The organism is Burkholderia arboris (genome assembly GCF_038723655.1).
Lineage (GTDB): Bacteria > Pseudomonadota > Gammaproteobacteria > Burkholderiales > Burkholderiaceae > Burkholderia > Burkholderia arboris.
Genome location: NZ_CP109822.1, coordinates 3,054,185 through 3,071,218 on the forward strand (window position 1 = coordinate 3,054,185; position 17,034 = coordinate 3,071,218).

Here is a 17,034-nt window from a genome sequence, read left to right on the forward strand (position 1 = left end):
TCAGTGCCCTCCCCAGCACACCGCGCACGGCACGAGCACCGCGAGCCACGCGCCCGCGCGCCAGGCGGCCTGCCGCGCTCCGGGTGCGACGAGCACCCACAGCAGCGCGGCGACGCTCGCGACGAGCGTCAGCAGCACGGCCGCGTAGAGCCGGTTCAGGCCGTCGGCCGGGTAATGACGGGCCAGCGTGACCGCGAGCGCAACTGCGCCCGGCAGCACGCCACCGATCGCGATTGCCGCCCGCGCGCCCCAGCCGAGCGCCATCAGAATTGCCCGCGCACGGTCAGCATCACGTTGCGCGGTTCCCCGTAACGGTTGTTCCAGCCCGGCTGGCTCAGGCTCAGGTAGTAGTTGCGGTCGAACAGGTTGTTGACGTTGAGCGCGGCGCTCCAGTGCTTGTCGTAGCGGTAGCCGAGCCGCACGCTCGCGAGCGCGTAGCCGCCCTGGGTCATCGTCACGCCGTTCGACTGCGCCGAGTAGTTGCTCTGCACCTGCACGCCGCCGCCGATGCTCCAGCGCCGCTCCTGCCACGGCAGGTCGTAGTTGGTCCACAGCCGGAACAGGTGGCGCGGGTTCAGCAGCGGCGAAAACGACGCCCCCGCGTTCGCGAGATTGTTCGCGTAACGCATCGTGTCGTACGTGTAGCTCGCCCACACGCTCCACCACGGGGTGATGCGGCCGTTCGCCTCGAACTCGAAGCCCTGGCTGCGCACGCTGCCGCCGTTCACGTAGTAGCAGCTCGGCCCCGCGCACGGATGCGCGTTGTCGACCTGCGGGTTGTTGTCGAGATCGATGCGGAACGCCGCGAGCGACACGTTGAGCTTGCCGCCCGCCAGTTCGCCCTTCACCCCCGTCTCGTAGGTGCGCCCCTTCACCGGCGTCAGGATGCCGCCGCCCCACATCGACTTGGTCTGCGGCTGGAACACTTCCGCATAGCTCGCGTACCACGACCAGTCGCGCGCGAAATCCCAGATCAGCCCGCCGTACGGCGTGAACTGGTGGCCGGTGTTGTAGTGCGCGCCGAGGCTGTCCTGGTTCCACCAGCTCATCCGGCCGCCGAGCACGAGCGTGACGGGCTCCGCAAGCTTGATGCGGCCGAGCCCGTACACGCCCTTCTGCGAAATGTCGTTCTGCTGCGACTGCTGGTACGGCCCGATGCCAGGCTCGGGCACGCTGCTCGGGTTCCAGCGGTACACGTTCACCGGCGTGCCGGACACGTCGCCGAGCAGCGGCGCCGTCATCTGCCCGCTGCTGCTGTTCGCGTAGGTGAGCCCGAACAGCAGGTCGTGCGTGAGCCCGAACGCATGCACGGGGCCCTGCACGTTCGCATCGAGGCTGCGGCTGTAGCTGCTGAACTGGTACGCCGCACCGGTCAGCCGGCCGCCGTTGCCGGTCGCCGGATCGATCGCGCCGAACGAACCCGCGTACTTCAGGTCCGAGCGCACGCTCTGGTATTCGCCGCTCACTTTCGCCTTCCAGCCGGCACCGAGCTTCTGCTCCACCGACGCGAACGCGCGCGTCGTGTCCCAGTTGAAACGGCCCCACGCGGTATCGAGGAACGTCGAGCGCGACAGGCCGAGGCTCGACCCGTCGCGCGCCATCGGCACGCCGGACATGTCAGGCACCGACGACGTCGTCTGGTACTGCGCACCGAACGTGAGCAACGTGTCGCGCGTCACGTCGACTTCCGTGACGCCGTAGATGGAGCGCGTGTCCTGCTTCGCGTGGTCGTAGAAGAAATGGCGATCCTCGTACGCGGCGACGAGCCGGCTGCGCACGGTGCCGGCCGCGTTGAGCGGCCCGCCGATGTCGGCTTCCGCGCGATAGCGGTCCCAGCTGCCGACGCTCACGCTCGCGTGCGCGGAGAACTGGTATTGCGGGCGCTTGCGCACCAGGTTGACCGTCGCGGCCGGATTGCCCGAGCCGTGCAGCAGCCCGTTCGCGCCGCGCAGGATTTCCACGCGTTCGTACACCGAGATGTCCTGCGGCGCGCTCGCCATGTCGCCGATCACGACCGGCACGCCGTCGAATTCGAATGAATCGACCTTGAAGCCGCGCACGAAGTACGCGGTGGTGAGCAGCACGTACGGCTGAACGGTCACGCCGGCCGACTGCTGCATCACCTCGTCGAGCGAGAACAGGTTCTGCTGGTCGATCCGCTCGCGCGTCGTCACGCTGACCGACTGCGGAATCTCCCGCAACGCGAGCGGCATCTTGCCGACAGTCGCCACCGACGGATCGTCGCCCACGCCGCGCGAGGCGTTCACCGCAATCGCCTTCAGCTCGCCCGCGGCGGGCGCCGCGGCCGCCGCTTCCTGCTTGACCTCCGCGCCGGCTGCCGGCGCCGCATCGGCGAATGCCGCCGCCGGATGCGCGGCGATCAGCAGGCCGAGATACAGCGACGGGCGCCAGCGCCCGAAACGGGCGGCTCGTGCGCCCTTCATCATCGATCTCCCAGGTTCCCGTACCTCGTACCGCATTCACGCCCCCGTATTTGATAATCATTCTCATTATCAATTAGAACCGGCGGGCGATTTTTCGATCGAGGGGCTTTTCCTATCGATTCCGGGCACGCCGGCCCGCATTGTTCACGTCAGTGTTCGGATTCGGCCGGGCGGGTTGCTTCGTCCGCACCGGCGCCAGCCGGTGACGCCGCGTCATGCGGGTGTCCCGCGCGGGCGAAGGCCGCGTACCACCCATCCGCTTCCAAGAGCTGTGCATGCGTGCCGGTCGCCCGCACGCGGCCCCCATCGAGCACGACGATCGTGTCGGCCGCCGCCGCGAGCGCCGGCTGGTGCGTGACGACGATGCGCGTGCGCTGCCCGCGCAGCGCGACGAGACTGTCGCGCACACGCCGCGCGCTCAGTTCGTCGAGGCTCGCGGTCGGCTCGTCGAACATCAGCACCGGCGCCCGCGCCAGCAGCGCACGCGCGAGGCAGGCCCGCTGCCGCTGCCCGCCCGACAGCAACTGGCCGCCCGGCCCCACGTCGGTGTCGAGGCCGTCCGGCAGCCGCTCGGCGTCGCGCAGCAGGCCGACCGCATCCAGCGCAGCACGCAGCTCGGCATCGGTTGCGTCCGGTCGCCCCATCCGCACGTTCCACGCCAGGCTGCCGCGAAACAGCCCGTTGTCCTGGAACACGAGGTTGCGCGTCGCGGCGAGCGTCGCTTCGCTCAGGTGCCGCACGTCGGAGCGGCCGAGCAGCACGCGTCCGGTACTCGGATCGTCGAGCCGCGCGAGCAGGCCGAGCAGTGTGCTCTTGCCCGCCCCCGTGGGGCCGACGATCGCGACGAAGCCGCCCGCCGGGCAGTGCAGGTCGATCCCGTCGAGCAGCGTCGTTCCGCCGGCCGAGCGATAGCCGACGCGCACCGCGTCGACGCTCGCATCGTGCACCGGCGTGCCGCGCTCGGGGCTGTCGAAGCGCGGCGCGTGCAGCACCGCGAGCACCGTGTCGAGCGCGCGCCAGCCGCCGCGCAGCGCCTGGTCGAGCTGCGTGAGCTGGGCGAGCGGCTCGATGAAGCGCACGAGCAGCACGAGCACCGCAACGGCCGTCGCCGCATCGAGCCGGCCGGCCGCGACGGCCCACGTGCCGCAGGCCAGCATCGCGACGAACACAGCTTGCACCGCGCCCGCGAAACCCAGCTCGATCGGCAGCGAGCGCCGCATCAGCGCACGCGTGCGGCGATGCTGTTCGTCGAACGCGCGCTGCAGCGCCGCGCGCGCGTCGCCTTCCCGGCCCGCGAAGCGCAGCAGCCCCTGATGCGCGGCGAACGTCTGAAGCTGCACGGCCATGTCGCGATCGCCGGCCGCACGCGCCTGTTCGGACGCGAGCGTGCGCGCGCCGCCGCGCTCCAGCAGCGCAAACAGCAGCACGGCTGCGGCCGCGAGGCACAGCGCGATGCGCCAGTCGAGCCACGCGAGCCCCGCGACGACCGCGAGCGGCGTCACCACCGCGCCGATCAGCGGCCCGAGCAGGTGGGCGGGAATGCCCATCGCCTGCATGACGGGCCCGCGCAGCAGCCCGGACGGATGACTGTCGCGCACGGTCTGCCACGACGCGAGGCGCGGCAGGTGCCGCACGAGGCGATCGACGAGACCGGTCGCCAGTGCGCCGCCCGCGCGATAGCCGCCGCGTTGCGCGACGTACAGCACGACCGCGTGGCACAGCGTCAGCGCGCCGAGCGCGACGGTCCAGTGCAACGCAGCCGCGTGCGCGCCGGCGAACCATGCGCGGATCAGCGGCACGAGCAGCAGCCCGCAGGCGCCGTCGAGCAACGCAGCGGCCACCGCCCAGCCGGCACCGCGCCACAGCGCGCGGCGCGTGTCGCGCGGCAGGCACTGCAAACGTTTGAGCGATTTCGTCATCATGCGGCCTCCCCGCCTGCGGCACCGCGTTCGCGCCATAGCCGCGCATACAGCCCGCGTGCGGCCAGCAGCGCCGCATGCGTGCCGCGCTCGACGATCCGGCCGCGCTCCATCACGAGAATCTGGTCGGCGTGCCGGATCGCGTCGAGCTCGTGGCTGACGATCACGCGCGTGCGCGCGTCGCTGCGCAGCGCGTGGCGCAATGCCCGCCCGGTTTGCGGATCGAGCGCCGATGCCGGTTCGTCGAGCAGCAGCAACGGTGCAGGCGACAGCAGCGCGCGAGCAATCGACAGCCGCTGCAGTTCTCCGCCGGACAGGCGCACGTCGCGCCCGCATAGGCAGTCGTAGCCGCCTGGCAACGCGTCGATGCGTTCGTCGAGGCAGGCCGCGCGCGCAGCGGCGCGAATCGCATCGCGATCGGCATCGGGCCGGTAAAGCGCGATGTTCGCCGCGATCGACACGTCGAGCGCGGTGGCTTGCTGGAATACCATCGCGACCTGTTCACGCCGCCGCTCCGCCGCGAGCAGCCGCAGATCGGCGCCGCCGATCCGCACCGTGCCGCGGTCCGGATCCATGAAGCGCGCGAGCAGCATCAGCAGCGTGCTCTTGCCCGCGCCCGACGGTCCGACGATCGCGGTGGTCGAGCCGGCCGCGATCGTCGCGTCGATGTCGTGCAGGATCGGCGTGCCGTCGATGTCGACATGCACGCCGCGCAGCTCGACCGACGCATCGCGCGGCACCTGTGCCGCGCCTTCGACAGGCTCGGGCAGGCCCGGCTGCGCGAGCAACGCATCTAGGCGTGCAGCAGCGGCGCGTGCCTCGCGCAACGCATCGGCACCGTGGCCGAGCGCGCGCACCGGCGCCGCGACCGCCCAGATCAGCAGTGCAAACGCGCACAGTTCGCCGACCGGCAACTGCCCGGCCGTGAGCCACGTCGCGCCGAACACGACCCACGCGAGCAGCAACGGCGTGCCGAGCAGCACTTGCGTGCATGCGCCGGGGCCGCCGACGCGGCCGACCCACGCCGAAAACGCCTGTTCGAAGCGCCCGGTCGACGCCAGCGCGGCCGCCTCGATGCCCGCGCCCGGATACTGCCGCACGAGCGCCGGGTTCTGCGCGAGCTGCGCGTAGTCGCCCATCAATTGTTCGAGCGCTGCGTTGCGTGACGCGACGGCCGGCGCGAACCGAGCCGAGCGCATCCAGCGGAACAGCGCGGCACCGCCGGCGAGCGGCACGAGCGCGAACGCGAACAGCGCGGGATTCAGGTCGAGCAGGCACGCCAGCGCCGCGCACGGCACGACGACGAGCTGCGTGATATCGGCCGGCGCATGCGCGACGAGCTGGTGCAGCGCGCGCACGTCCTGGTCGACATGACGTGCGACGCGGTCGCTGCCCGCGCGGGCGAACCAGCCGAGCGGCAAACGCTGCAGATGATCGGCGAGGCGCTTGCGCAGGCGATCGCAGAGATCGGCGTCGACGCGGTGCGTCAGGTGCAGCGCGGTCGTCTGGCCGCCCAGCCAGCACACGCCGGCCGCCACGGCCGCGACGAGCCAGCCGAGCGACGCTGCGTCGAGCCGAGGCGACACGCGCCATGCATCGGCGAGCCGAGCAAGCGCGAGCCACGGCACGAGCGACGCGATGCCTGCCAGCGCCTGCAGCACCACCGCCGTGGCGAGCAGACCCGCGAACGGCCGCAACATCGAAAGCAACGGTCCTTTCATGCGGCACGCTCCAGCAGCATGCCGAGCGTCGCGGCGCACGCGTCGCCCGGCGGCTGTGCCGGAAAACCGAGTTGCGCGGTCAGTTGCTGCCAGACGCGCGTCACGTCGATGCTGCGCTGGTTGCTCGCGTGCAGCCCCTCGCCGGACACGAGCCGGTCGACCGCGCGCACGGCCGCCTGCGGCCAGCAGCGCGCATGAATCTCGCCCCACGTGTCCTGTGCGTCGTCGCAGATCTGGATGCTCGGCAGGTCGTCGCCCGCCGGATTGCCGAAAATCGGGAACAGCCCGTCCTCGTCCGTCGCCGGCTCGCGCAGCGCGGGCGCCCACCATAGCGGACCATGCGGCGACGCGAGCGTCCACGTACCCGAGTCCGTCGTCAGCGTGATGCCGAACAGCACGCTCATCCGGCCGTCGTCGGCCGCCGCCATCTCGTTGTGCACGCGCAGCGACACCGGCGTTTCGGCCAGCACCATCGCGCATTCGCGCATCGACGACAGCGCCGGCCCGACCGGCTCGACCGACCACGGCCCGACGCCCTGCAAGGCCGCCGCGAGCACGTCGAGCGCTGCGTAGCTCGCCTGCACCGAGCACACGACATCCGCATGCACGGGCGCGCTCGTCTCGCACAACCGGCGTGCGACCGCGATGAAGCGCGCGACGACCGGCAGGTTCGGGTAGAAGCTGTTCAGCAGGCAACGGCGGCCGTGACGCGATGCGGTGCGCAGCACGGTGTCCCATTCGTCGGGCAGCAACGGATGCTCGATCACGACGTCGATCCCGCGTTCGAGCAGCCGGCACGCGAGCGCAGCGCCTTCCGCCCCGCGCGCCGCGCCGCCGACTGCAACGCATGCCACGCGCACGTCGTCCGGCAACGCATCGACGCGCTCGAATACGGGCGCACCGACACGCGCCGCCAGTGCGGCCGTGCGCGCGCTGCCCCGACCGAGAATGCCGGCGACGTGATATGAACCGGACGCCGCGAGGCCCGCCGCATAGAACTGACCGAAACGGGAACCGGCCACGACGACCGGCAGCGGATGGACCTTCATCGTGCCTCCTTCAGGCGGGTGTCGACAAACGCGGCGTTCAGGCAGTCGAAATGACCGCCGGGGATATCGACGGCCGTGATGCCGCCGAGCGCCTGCGCCGCCCAGTACTCGGTGAGCGCCGCGCGCTGCTGCGGAATCAGCGGATTGCAACGCTCCGGCACGAACAGCCGCAGCGCGCCCGCATACGGCGCATCGCCGGCCCAATGGCATGCCTGCACCGAATGCATGAAGAGCCGGTACAGCCGTTCGCGCTCGTCGAGCAGCGGATGCGCGACCTCGTCCTGCATCGACAGGCCGGCCGCGGCGCGCAACACGCGGCGGCGCAGCCCGTCGAGCGGTTCGCAGCGATCGCCGAAGATTTCCAGCTGCGCCTGCAGGCTGCCGGGCGCGAGCCGCGCGGAATCGGCCTTCAGTGCATCGGCAAGCGCGTCGGCCAGCACATACGTTTCCGGAAAACCGAGCGCGTCGAGCGGCAACCCGAGCGTCGCCGCGAAGTTGAACAGCACGAGCCGTTCATCCTCGATCAGGTAGGGAATCCGGTAGCTCGATACGATGTCGAGCGTGCGCACCGCGACGCCGAGCTGCACCAGCGACTTCGCCATTTCCAGCGCGACCAGCCCGCCCGAGCAGTAGCCGAGCACGTCGACCTCGCGCACGCCGCTGCGCCACAGCGCATCCGCGTAGCGCCGGCCAAGCGTCGCGTTCAGGTGGCGCGCCGGCAGGTCGAGATAGTCCTGCGCATCGCGCACCGCGAAGCCGAGCACCGGGCCGAGCCGCGCAAGCGCGGGCATCACCGGACGATAGGCATGCACGGTGCCGAGCCCTTCGTGCACGATCACGCGCGGCACGCCGGCGCCCGGCGCGAGCGGAATCGGCCGCACGTCGGCGCGCATGCGCGGCGCCGGCGCATGGACGACCGTCGATGCATGCATCGCGCGCGGCGTGGCAGGTGCGGCCGCCGACGTCGCGCCCAGCGGCGGTTCGCCCGCATCGCGCAGGCACTGCGCGAACGCGGCCGGCGTCGGCTGCGCGAGCACCCAGCGCAGCAGCCGGTCGAACGGATGCGCCTGTGCGAGCGGCTCCTCGCCGCGCAGCCGCGACACGAGCTGTGCGATCAGCAGCGAATCGCCGCCCGCGGCGAAGAAGTCCTGATCCGGCGTGACGTTGCGCGTATCGAGCACGGTTTCCCACAATCCGGTCAGACGTGCCAGCAGCGGATCGGCAGCCTGTGTCGGCACCGGCCGGGCCACCGCCGGCTCCGGTTCGCGGATATCGGCGATGCCGGCCAGCGTACGGCGGTCGATCTTGCCGTTCGCGGTCACGGGCAGGCGTTCGAGCACGCGCAGTTGCGTCGGCACCATGTAGCCCGGCACGCGCTCGGCCACGAACGACAGCAGCGTATCGGGCGCGATGCGTGCCGCGCCGCGCTTCACGTGCGCGAGCAGGATGTCGTAGCCGAGCGCGGCGAGCGGCGTGCCGGGCGCGACGCAGCCGAGCGCCAGATCGCCCGCCTCCGCCTGCAGCCATTCGAGCCATTGCGCGTGCGGCACGAACAGTCGCGCCGCCGTGGCCCGCGCGTCGTCCGGCGTCTCCATCATCAGCCCCTGGCTGATGCTGATCTCCGGATGCTCGGCCGTCAGTTCCTGGATCACCCACCACGCATCGGCCGCCGAGAGCGCACGCATGCCGGCGATCAGCGCGACCGTGTCGCGCGCGTTGTTCAGCGCGCCGGAGCTGATCGCCATGTCGACCGAATGCGGCGCAATGCCCTGCGCGTCGAACGGCGCATTCATGTCGAAGCGCACGAACCGCATCCACGGATACCCGGCAAAGCGTTCACGCGCAGCCGCGAGGAAGTAGCTCGACACGTCGCTGAACAGATAGTCGATGCGCGTACCGGCTTCGACCAGCGGCGCGAGCGCAGCGACGATCGCACGCGTCGCGGCGGCGGTTCCCGCGCCGATTTCGAGGATGCGCCACGTACGCTGCGGCTCGCGCGCGACGACTGCACGTACGGCCTGCGCCATCCCGCGATGCAGCGCGCGGGCGTGTTCGCCGTCGCTGTACATCGCCTCGGCGATATGCGACGCGCCTTCCGGGAACATCAGGCCGGCCGGCGATACGCTGCCGTCCACCTGCGCCTCGAGGCATCCCGCGCTGTCGCGGAAATAATCGACGAGCACGGCCGGCCACAGATCGGGCGACGCATGCTGCGCGAATGCGTCCCAGCATGCGGACGCGTCGGCGAGGCTGGCGTCAGGCCGCATGCGCCAGCCGCCTTCGGCGTCCGCGTTCAGCACGCCGTGCGCATCGAGCATCGCGAGCCAGTGGCGCAGCAGATGCTGGCGGGCGGGCGGCACACGCAGCCGCTCGCACAGCGTCGCGAAACCGGTCGCGTCGTCGGCCGTCAAGCCCCCCGCCGGCACGATCCACGCGGCCAACGATGCAACGCAGGCCGTTTCGAGCTGCGCGACCGAGCGCGACACGTCCGCCTGTGCGGGCCAGCGCACGGCGTCGAACCCGGCACGCACGTGCGTCGTGACTTCGTGCAGCGCATCGTCCTGCGCGGACACAACCGGCTCCCCGCCGTGCAGCGCCACGAAGCTCGCGAGACGGCGCTCTGCGCCTTCGCCGAGCACGATCGTCGCGGCCGCGCCGACGACCGGATGCGCGGTCAGCGCCGCATCGATCTCGGCCAGCTCGATCCGGTAGCCGCGGATCTTCACCTGATCGTCCTGCCGCCCGAGGAATTCGAGCGCGCCGTCGGACCGCACGCGCCCCAGATCGCCGGTGCGGTACAGCCGCCGTCCGTCTGCATGACGAATGAAGCGTTCGGCCGTTCGCGCGGGATCGTTCGCGTAGCCCGTCGCGAGCCCGACGCCGCCGATATGGATCTCGCCGCGCACGCCGGGCGGGCACGGCCGGCCGAGTGCGTCGAGCACTTCCATCGTCTGCCCGGTCAGCGCGCGGCCGTACGGAATGCTCGCGAGCCGTGTGTCCTCCACCCGGATCGGATGCTCGATCGACCAGATCGACGCCTCGGTCGCGCCACCGAGGCTGAACAGCGCGCAGTCGGGCCAGCGGCGCCACCAGCGGGCCGGCAGCGTCACCGGAATCCAGTCGCCCGACCACAGCACGCGGCGCGGGGCCGGCACGTCGAGCGCCGGTTCGCCTTCGAGGTAGTCGATCAGCATTTGCCCCTGTGCGGGCACCGAGTTCCACAGCGTCACGACATGGCGCACCATCAGCTCGGCCCAGTGCGACGGATCGTTGCCGCGCGCCGGATCGGGCAGCACGATGCATGCGCCGCGCGCGGTCGCGCCGAAGAAATCGTAGACCGACAGGTCGAAGCTCAGCTCGGCAAGGCCCAGCACCACGTCGCCCGCGCCGACCGCATGACGCGCGCTGATGTCGGCGAGCGTGTTGCACACGGCCGCGTGGCTCAGCATCACGCCCTTCGGTTCGCCGGTGGAGCCCGACGTGTAGATCACGTAAGCCAGCGCGTCGCCGTCGATATCGCGCGCGGCGCGCGGCGGCCATTGCGGATCGGGCGGCAACGCATCGATATCGATGCGTGCGCACCCTTCATGTTCGAAGTCCAGCGCCTGGACGCTCACGACCGCACGCACCCGCGCATTGCGCAGGATCGCGTGTTGCCGCAGCGCCGGCTGGCGGCTGTCGACCGGCACGTAGGCGGCGCCCGCCTGGACGATCGCGAGCACGGCCGCGAGCTGGTGCGCGCACTTCGGCATCAGCACCGCAACCGTATCGCCCACGCCGACGCCGGCCAGTTCGAGTGCGGTACGCAGCGCCGCCGCGTGTTGCGCGACATCCCGGAACGTGCGTGCGCCCTGCGCATCGATCACGACCGGCGCATCGGGCGTACGCAACGCCTGCGCGGCAAACCCGGCCGCGATATGCGTGTCCGCTTCGGGATGCACGCCGGCGGCCGGCGCGGCGGACGGCAGCACGAGATCGCCTGCGTGCGACCACCATTCGGCATCGTCGGCAAGCCGGCCCAGCAGCGCGACGTACGCGTCGAACATCGCGGACGGCATGCCGTCCGGAAACAGGTCGTCGCGCACGTCCCAGCCGATTTCCAGCCCGTCGAACTGGTCGGTCACCTGGCAGTCGAGCCACACCTGCGGCGTCTGGCTGATCATGTAGCGCGGCGGTTCCGCGCGCACCGCCTGCTCGCCGAGCAGGCGGCCGACGCTGCCGATGCCGCTCGTGAACACCACCGGCATCAACGCCGCATCCTTGCCGCGCCGCCGCGCGAGTTCGCGCATCACGTCGACGCCGGTGAACGCGCGATGGTCGAGATCGTCGAACATCCGCGCGCCGATCGTGCGGGCACGCTCGACGAAATCGCGCCCGTGCGTCGCGTCGACGGCGAGCAGGCTCAGCGCGGTGAAATCGCCGAGCACCGCGTCGATGCGCGGATGCACGGGCGGCCGGTTCAGCACGGTCAGGTTCAGGCAGAAGGCCGGCGACTGGCTCCAGCGGCCGACGATCTCGGCGAACGCGGCCAGCGCAACGCTCGCCGCACTCAGGCCGAAGCGGCTCGCTTGCCCGCTCAGCGAAGTCCATTGCGCGCGATCGAGCCGTGCATGCCGATGCGTGAAGCGCGACCGCGCGCCGGTTCGCAGCGCGGGCAGCACCGGCAGATCGGGACGCGCGGGCAGATCGTCGATACGGGCAAGCCACCACGCCTTGTCGCGTGCATGGTCGGCACGCATGCCGGCCTGTGCTTCATGAACGACATAGTCGCGAAACGTCGCGTCGAGCGGCGCGGGCCGCCACTGCGGATCGTCGTAGCGGCGCCGCCATTCGGCGAGCAGCAATTGCAGGCTCGCGTAGTCGATCAGCGTGAAATCGACGGACAGGTGCAACACCGCGCCATCCGGCCCGAGGCTCACTTCCGGCTGCAGCACCGGCCAGCGATCGAGCGCGTGCACCGCATGGTCGAGCCGCTCGCGCACGCGGCTCACGTGGGCGTCGAATGCATTCGCACCGGCCTCGCGCAGGTCGTGCACGGTGAGCCGCTGCCACGGCACGTCGGGCAGCACGCGTTGCCATGCGTTGTCCTCGACGATCGCGCGCAGCATCGGATGGCGCGCCACGCACGCATTCCACGCGGCTTCGAAGCGCACGCAGTCGAGATCCTTCCGTTCGTCGTATTCGACGTACAGATGGCATGCGCTGCCGCCGAACTCGAACGATTCGTGCCGGCCGAGCACGTATGCGGCCTGTACCGGCGTCAGCGCGAACCGTTCATGCTGGCGTGCCGGATCGCTGCGCCACGCGCCTTCCTGCAGGAAGCGGACGAACGCATCGCGTTCGGCCTTGATGCGCGCGGCGAGATCCGCATCGAGCGCGCCGGCCGGTGCGCGATAGCGCAACTGGCCGCCGTCGTCGCACCACAGTTCGATCTGTCGTTCGCGACAGAGATCGAGCACGTCGTCGAAGCTCACAGCACACCCTCCTCGATCGTCGCGACCGATGCATCGCCAGCGGCTTGCGTGGCCGACGCCAGGTCGTCAATCTGCGCGGCCAGACCGGCGAGCGTCGGCTGCCGGTAGAACGCGGCCATCCCGATCCGCACGCCGAGCCGCTCGCGCAGCTGCGCGAGCAGGCGCGTCGCGAGCAGGCTGTCGCCACCGAGCGCGAAGAACGTCGCGTCACGCGCGTTTGCCGGGCGGCCGAGTGCGTGCTCCCAGCACGCGAGCAGCGTCGCTTGCCGTTCGTCAGCCGGTACGAACGCGTCGTGCGCGGCCGGCGCATCGCCGAGCGCTCGCGCCAGCGCATCCCCGACTGCCCGGCGATCGATCTTGCCGTTCGCGTTGAGCGGCCAGCGCGGCACGCACCACAGCGCATCGGGACGCATCGCGTCGGGCAACCGGTCGCGCAGCCACCCGGCCAGCGCCGCCTGTACGACCGGCTCGCCGGTGCGACGCGCATCGATGCACGCGAATGCGGTCGAGCGCCAGCTCCGCGCGTCGAGCGCAAAGCCGCACGCATGTGCCGCCGCGGCGATCGCTTCGTCCGCGAACGGCCTCGGCAGCGACGCGTCGGCCGTCACGCTCGCGACGAGTTCGCGCAGCGGCGAATCGCGCAGCACGTCGGCGAGCAGCAGGCGGCCATCCTGCGCCAGCAGCGCGGCCGCGATCCTGAACGTATCGCGCGGATCGTCGCGCAGGTGCGCGGCCGCGAAACTGATCACGCAATCGAATTCGCCGAGATGACGCGCGGGCAGCAAGCCGTCCTGCATCGTCTGGAGCGCGGGCCTCGTTCGCGTGAAGCGTGCCTGGGCGGTGTGCAGCAGACCCGGCGACACGTCGAACAGCGTCACGTCGAAGCGCGGATCGTCAAGCACGTCGAGGCCCGCGTCGAACCATTGCCCGGCGCGGGCGTCGAGCACCGCGACCCGCAACACGCCCGTGCGCGCAGCGGCCTGCGCCTCCAGCGCACCGGCAATCTCGCGCAGCGCCCGGGCGCCGTCCGGCAAGCGCGTCGCGAACGCAAGGGGCGCCACGTGCGGATCGAGCGACACGCGCTGCGCGGCGGTGTCCGGATCGACGGCAAGCGCGCGCAGCGATGCCGTCAGATCGTCGAGCTCGGTCGCATACCAGTCGAGCAGGTCGAGCGCGCCGTCGATGGCGATCGATACGTCGCCCTTGCCGCGCCAATACGCGCGCAGCGAAGGCGGCAGGCCCGCGTCGCCGTCGAGCAGCCGGTCGGCGACGGCACGCGCAACGGCCGCTTCCGCGGGCATCGTATCGGCCATGCCGGCATCCGCGAGCGATGACGGCACCGTGTCCGCTGCGCGATCGGCCGACACGAACGCCGCGACGATGCGCGCGGCGTCGCCATTGACGACGCCCGCGCACGCACCGTCGATCTGCGGATGCGCGGCCAGCGCCGCCTCGATCTCGCCGAGTTCGATCCGGTGCCCCCGCACCTTCACCTGCCGATCCTCGCGCCCCAGGAATTCGAGGGTCCCGTCCGGCCAGTAGCGGCCGCGATCGCCGGTACGGTACCAGCGGCCCGACGCGTGCTGCACGAAGCGCTGCGCGGTCAGTTCGGGATCGTTCCGGTAGCCGCGCGCGAGACTGTCGCCGCCGATCAGCAGTTCACCCGGCACGTAGTCGGGCACATCGCGGCCGTCGGCATCGACGACGCGATACGCCTGCCCCGGCAACGGCCGGCCATACGGAATCGAACGCCAGTGCGACGGCACGTCGCGCACCGTCTGCACGTTCGACCAGATGCCGGCCTCGGTCGCGCCGCCGAGCGCATGGAACGCGCACGCATCGCCACAGCGTTCGCGCAGGCGCGCCGGCAGGTCGAGTGCGATCCAGTCGCCGGACAGCAGCGCCGCGCGCACGCTGCGACACGTGTCGCGCATAGCCGGCACGGCCAGCGCCATTTCCAGCAACGCGGGCGCCGAATTCCACAGCGTCACGCGGTGCTGCTCGATCAGTTCGATCCAGCGCGCGGCGTCGCGCGCTTCGTCCTGCGTCGGCAGCACGAGTTCGGCGCCTGCGCCCAGTGCGCCGAACAGGTCGTAGACCGACAGGTCGAAGTCGAGCGCCGACACCGCGAGCAGCCGGTCGTCCGCGTTCACGCGGAGCAGCGCATCGATCGCATCGATCGTGTTGATCGCCGCCGCGTGCGTCATCTCGACGCCCTTCGGCACGCCCGTCGAACCGGACGTGTAGATCACGTAGGCCGTCGCCTGCGGCGCGACCGCAAGCGGCGCGGCCAGCGGCGCATGCCGCATCAGCGCCGCAATGCCGAGATGCGGCACCGGCGCATCCGCGCGCGCCGTGTCGCCGATCGCGACCTTCACGCCCGCCGCACGCTCGATCAACGCCTTGCGCGCGACCGGTTGCGCGATGTCGAGCGGCACGTAGCACGCGCCCGCAGCCAGTACGCCGAACACGGCGGCGACCTGTGCAGGCCCGCGCGGCAGACTGATCTCGACGGCATCGCCGTGCCCGATCCCCGCCGCGCGCAAGCCGCCGGCGATCGCGAGCGCCCGCGTGGCCAGTTCGCCGCGCGTCACGACATGCTCGCCGCATCGCAACGCGACAGCGGCCGGCTCGCGTGCGGCCAACGCGAAGAAGTCGCGCTGCAGCGTGCGTGCGCGGCCCGGCGCGGGCAATGCGTTGAGCGTGTCGCGGACACGACGCTGCGCGGACGGCAGCTCGACCGCGACCGGCAGCCGCCAGTCGCGATCGCACAGCGCCTGCACGAGCGCGACATACGCGCCGAACATCGCATCGACCATCCCGTCCGGAAACAGGCCGTCCACGCTGTCCCATGCGAGCAGCGCGCCGTCCGGCACGCGATAGAGCTGATGATCGAGCCACACTTGGGGCGTCTGCGAAATCATGTCGTGCAGCCCGCCGAACACGTTCGCGAACGCATCGGGCACGAACGGCGCGTCGCCGAGATTGCACGAGAACACGACGGGCGCCGCGCGCGGCGTGCCCTGCCGACGCGCGTCGCGCAGCACGTCGAGCGCCGGATACGCGGCGTGCGCGATCGCGCCGTGCAGCCGCTGCTGGAATGCGCGCACCGCGTCGGCCGCGCTCGCGTCGGCTTGCACGTCGCATTCGACGAGCAGCAGTGTCGTGAAATCGGCGATCACGCGGCCCAGATCGGGCGCGTCGCCGTGCCGGTCGAACAGCGGCACGTTGAGCAGGAATGCGTGCCGGCCACTCCAGCGCGCGAGCACCGCCGCGAACGCCGCACCGAACACCGACGACAGCGTGACGCCATGCTGCGCGGCCCGCGCCTGCAGACGTGCCAGCTCGTCCGTGCCCAGCGTATGCGTGACGCGGCTGAAACGCGGCGCGCGAAGCGTTTCCGGCGCACGGGCAAGCGGCAGCGCCGGCCCTTCCGGTAGCGTCGCGAGCCGTGCCTGCCAGGCATCGCGCGCCGCGGCCCGCGCATCGCGCGTATCGGCCGCGCGACGCGCGAGCCAGGCCGGGAACCACGTCGACGGCGCATCGGGCAACGTCGACGGCTCGGCATACGCGACGCCGATCTCCTGCATCAGCAGCCGGACGCTGTCCACGTCGGCCGCGAGCAGGTCGACGCTCAGCCACACGCGATCCTCGCCGCCAGGCATCTGCGCGAGCCCCATCATGAAGACTTGCGCGTGCTCGACGTCGAGACATTCGTGCGACCGGAACGCGCGCAGCGACGCCCATTCGGTTTCCGCATCGGCGGCAGTCTTGCCACGCCAGTCCGCATGCGCGAACACCGGCGCATCCGGTTCGGCGAGGATCTGCTGACGGCCGCCGTCGAAACGTGCGCGCAGCATCGGATGACGCTCGCGCACTTGCCGGCATGCCGCGTCGAGACGAACGGGATCGATTGCGTGGCTGCGGAATTCGAGAAATGCGTGACAGCTCACGTTACCGAGCACTTCGCCATCACCGCGGCCGAGCCAGTACGCCTGCTGCACCGCGGACAGATCGAACGGCGCATGCACGTCGACATCCGCAGCCGTGGCGTCGGGGGCCGCGTGCGCGATACGCGGCGCGCTCGCCAGCAACGCGACCCACGCGCCGAGCGTCGGCTTGCGCGCGAGCGCATCGAACGTCAGCGCGTAGCCGAGCCGGCTCACGCGCGTCTGCAGATACATCAGCCGGATCGAATCGAGGCCGCAGCTCAGCAGGTCCTCGTCATCGTCGAGCGACGCGATTTCATCGACGGATTCGTCGAGCAGCGCCGCGATCAACGCGACGAGCTGCGAGCGAAAGTCAGTGGGAGAACAACAGGAAGGATCGGAATGGTCGGTACTGGAATCGACAGCGGTCTGGCTCATGGGCACGCCTTGTATGGGTCGTTCGACGGCGGGTCCGCACAGTGGCGGCCACCTGCAAAT

General features: G+C 71.1%; 7 protein-coding genes. All 7 read right to left on the reverse strand.

Translation table 11 applies throughout. The features are described 5' to 3' along the window. The gene (locus OHZ10_RS31190) at positions 1 to 264 is read right to left on the reverse strand and encodes a hypothetical protein (protein ID WP_059239414.1); all 264 of its coding nucleotides are present in this window, start codon (positions 262 to 264) and stop codon (positions 1 to 3) included. Further along, positions 264 to 2,480, reverse strand: a complete 2,217-nt coding sequence (locus OHZ10_RS31195; protein ID WP_155627263.1) for a TonB-dependent siderophore receptor — start codon at positions 2,478 to 2,480, stop codon at positions 264 to 266. The genes OHZ10_RS31190 and OHZ10_RS31195 overlap by 1 nt, the downstream gene beginning before the upstream one ends. A 113-nt stretch (positions 2,481 to 2,593) precedes the next feature. After that, positions 2,594 to 4,363, reverse strand: a complete 1,770-nt coding sequence (locus tag OHZ10_RS31200; protein ID WP_342706007.1) for an ABC transporter ATP-binding protein — start codon at positions 4,361 to 4,363, stop codon at positions 2,594 to 2,596. Further along, positions 4,363 to 6,084 (reverse strand): ABC transporter ATP-binding protein, encoded by a 1,722-nt coding sequence (locus OHZ10_RS31205; RefSeq protein WP_342705301.1) that lies wholly within the window; start codon positions 6,082 to 6,084, stop codon positions 4,363 to 4,365. The genes OHZ10_RS31200 and OHZ10_RS31205 overlap by 1 nt, the downstream gene beginning before the upstream one ends. Continuing rightward, complete coding sequence (locus OHZ10_RS31210) at positions 6,081 to 7,133, reverse strand: Gfo/Idh/MocA family oxidoreductase (protein WP_059239408.1); 1,053 nt, start codon at positions 7,131 to 7,133, stop codon at positions 6,081 to 6,083. Before OHZ10_RS31210 ends, OHZ10_RS31205 begins: the two co-directional genes overlap by 4 nt. Further along, positions 7,130 to 12,607 (reverse strand): amino acid adenylation domain-containing protein, encoded by a 5,478-nt coding sequence (locus OHZ10_RS31215; protein ID WP_342705302.1) that lies wholly within the window; start codon positions 12,605 to 12,607, stop codon positions 7,130 to 7,132. Before OHZ10_RS31215 ends, OHZ10_RS31210 begins: the two co-directional genes overlap by 4 nt. Continuing rightward, a complete protein-coding gene (locus OHZ10_RS31220) occupies positions 12,604 to 16,974 on the reverse strand; it encodes an amino acid adenylation domain-containing protein (RefSeq protein WP_342705303.1) in 4,371 nt (1,456 codons plus the stop codon). Before OHZ10_RS31220 ends, OHZ10_RS31215 begins: the two co-directional genes overlap by 4 nt. Positions 16,975 to 17,034 lie beyond the last annotated feature (60 nt).

Bases quoted from the DNA above. Each gene is read 5' to 3' on its own strand.
- OHZ10_RS31190 (WP_059239414.1), bottom strand. From the start codon at position 264: ATGGCGCTCGGCTGGGGCGCGCGGGCGGCAATCGCGATCGGTGGCGTG.
- OHZ10_RS31195 (WP_155627263.1), bottom strand. From the start codon at position 2,480: ATGCGGTACGAGGTACGGGAACCTGGGAGATCGATGATGAAGGGCGCA.
- OHZ10_RS31200 (WP_342706007.1), bottom strand. From the start codon at position 4,363: ATGACGAAATCGCTCAAACGTTTGCAGTGCCTGCCGCGCGACACGCGC.
- OHZ10_RS31205 (WP_342705301.1), bottom strand. From the start codon at position 6,084: ATGAAAGGACCGTTGCTTTCGATGTTGCGGCCGTTCGCGGGTCTGCTC.
- OHZ10_RS31210 (WP_059239408.1), bottom strand. From the start codon at position 7,133: ATGAAGGTCCATCCGCTGCCGGTCGTCGTGGCCGGTTCCCGTTTCGGT.
- OHZ10_RS31220 (WP_342705303.1), bottom strand. From the start codon at position 16,974: ATGAGCCAGACCGCTGTCGATTCCAGTACCGACCATTCCGATCCTTCC.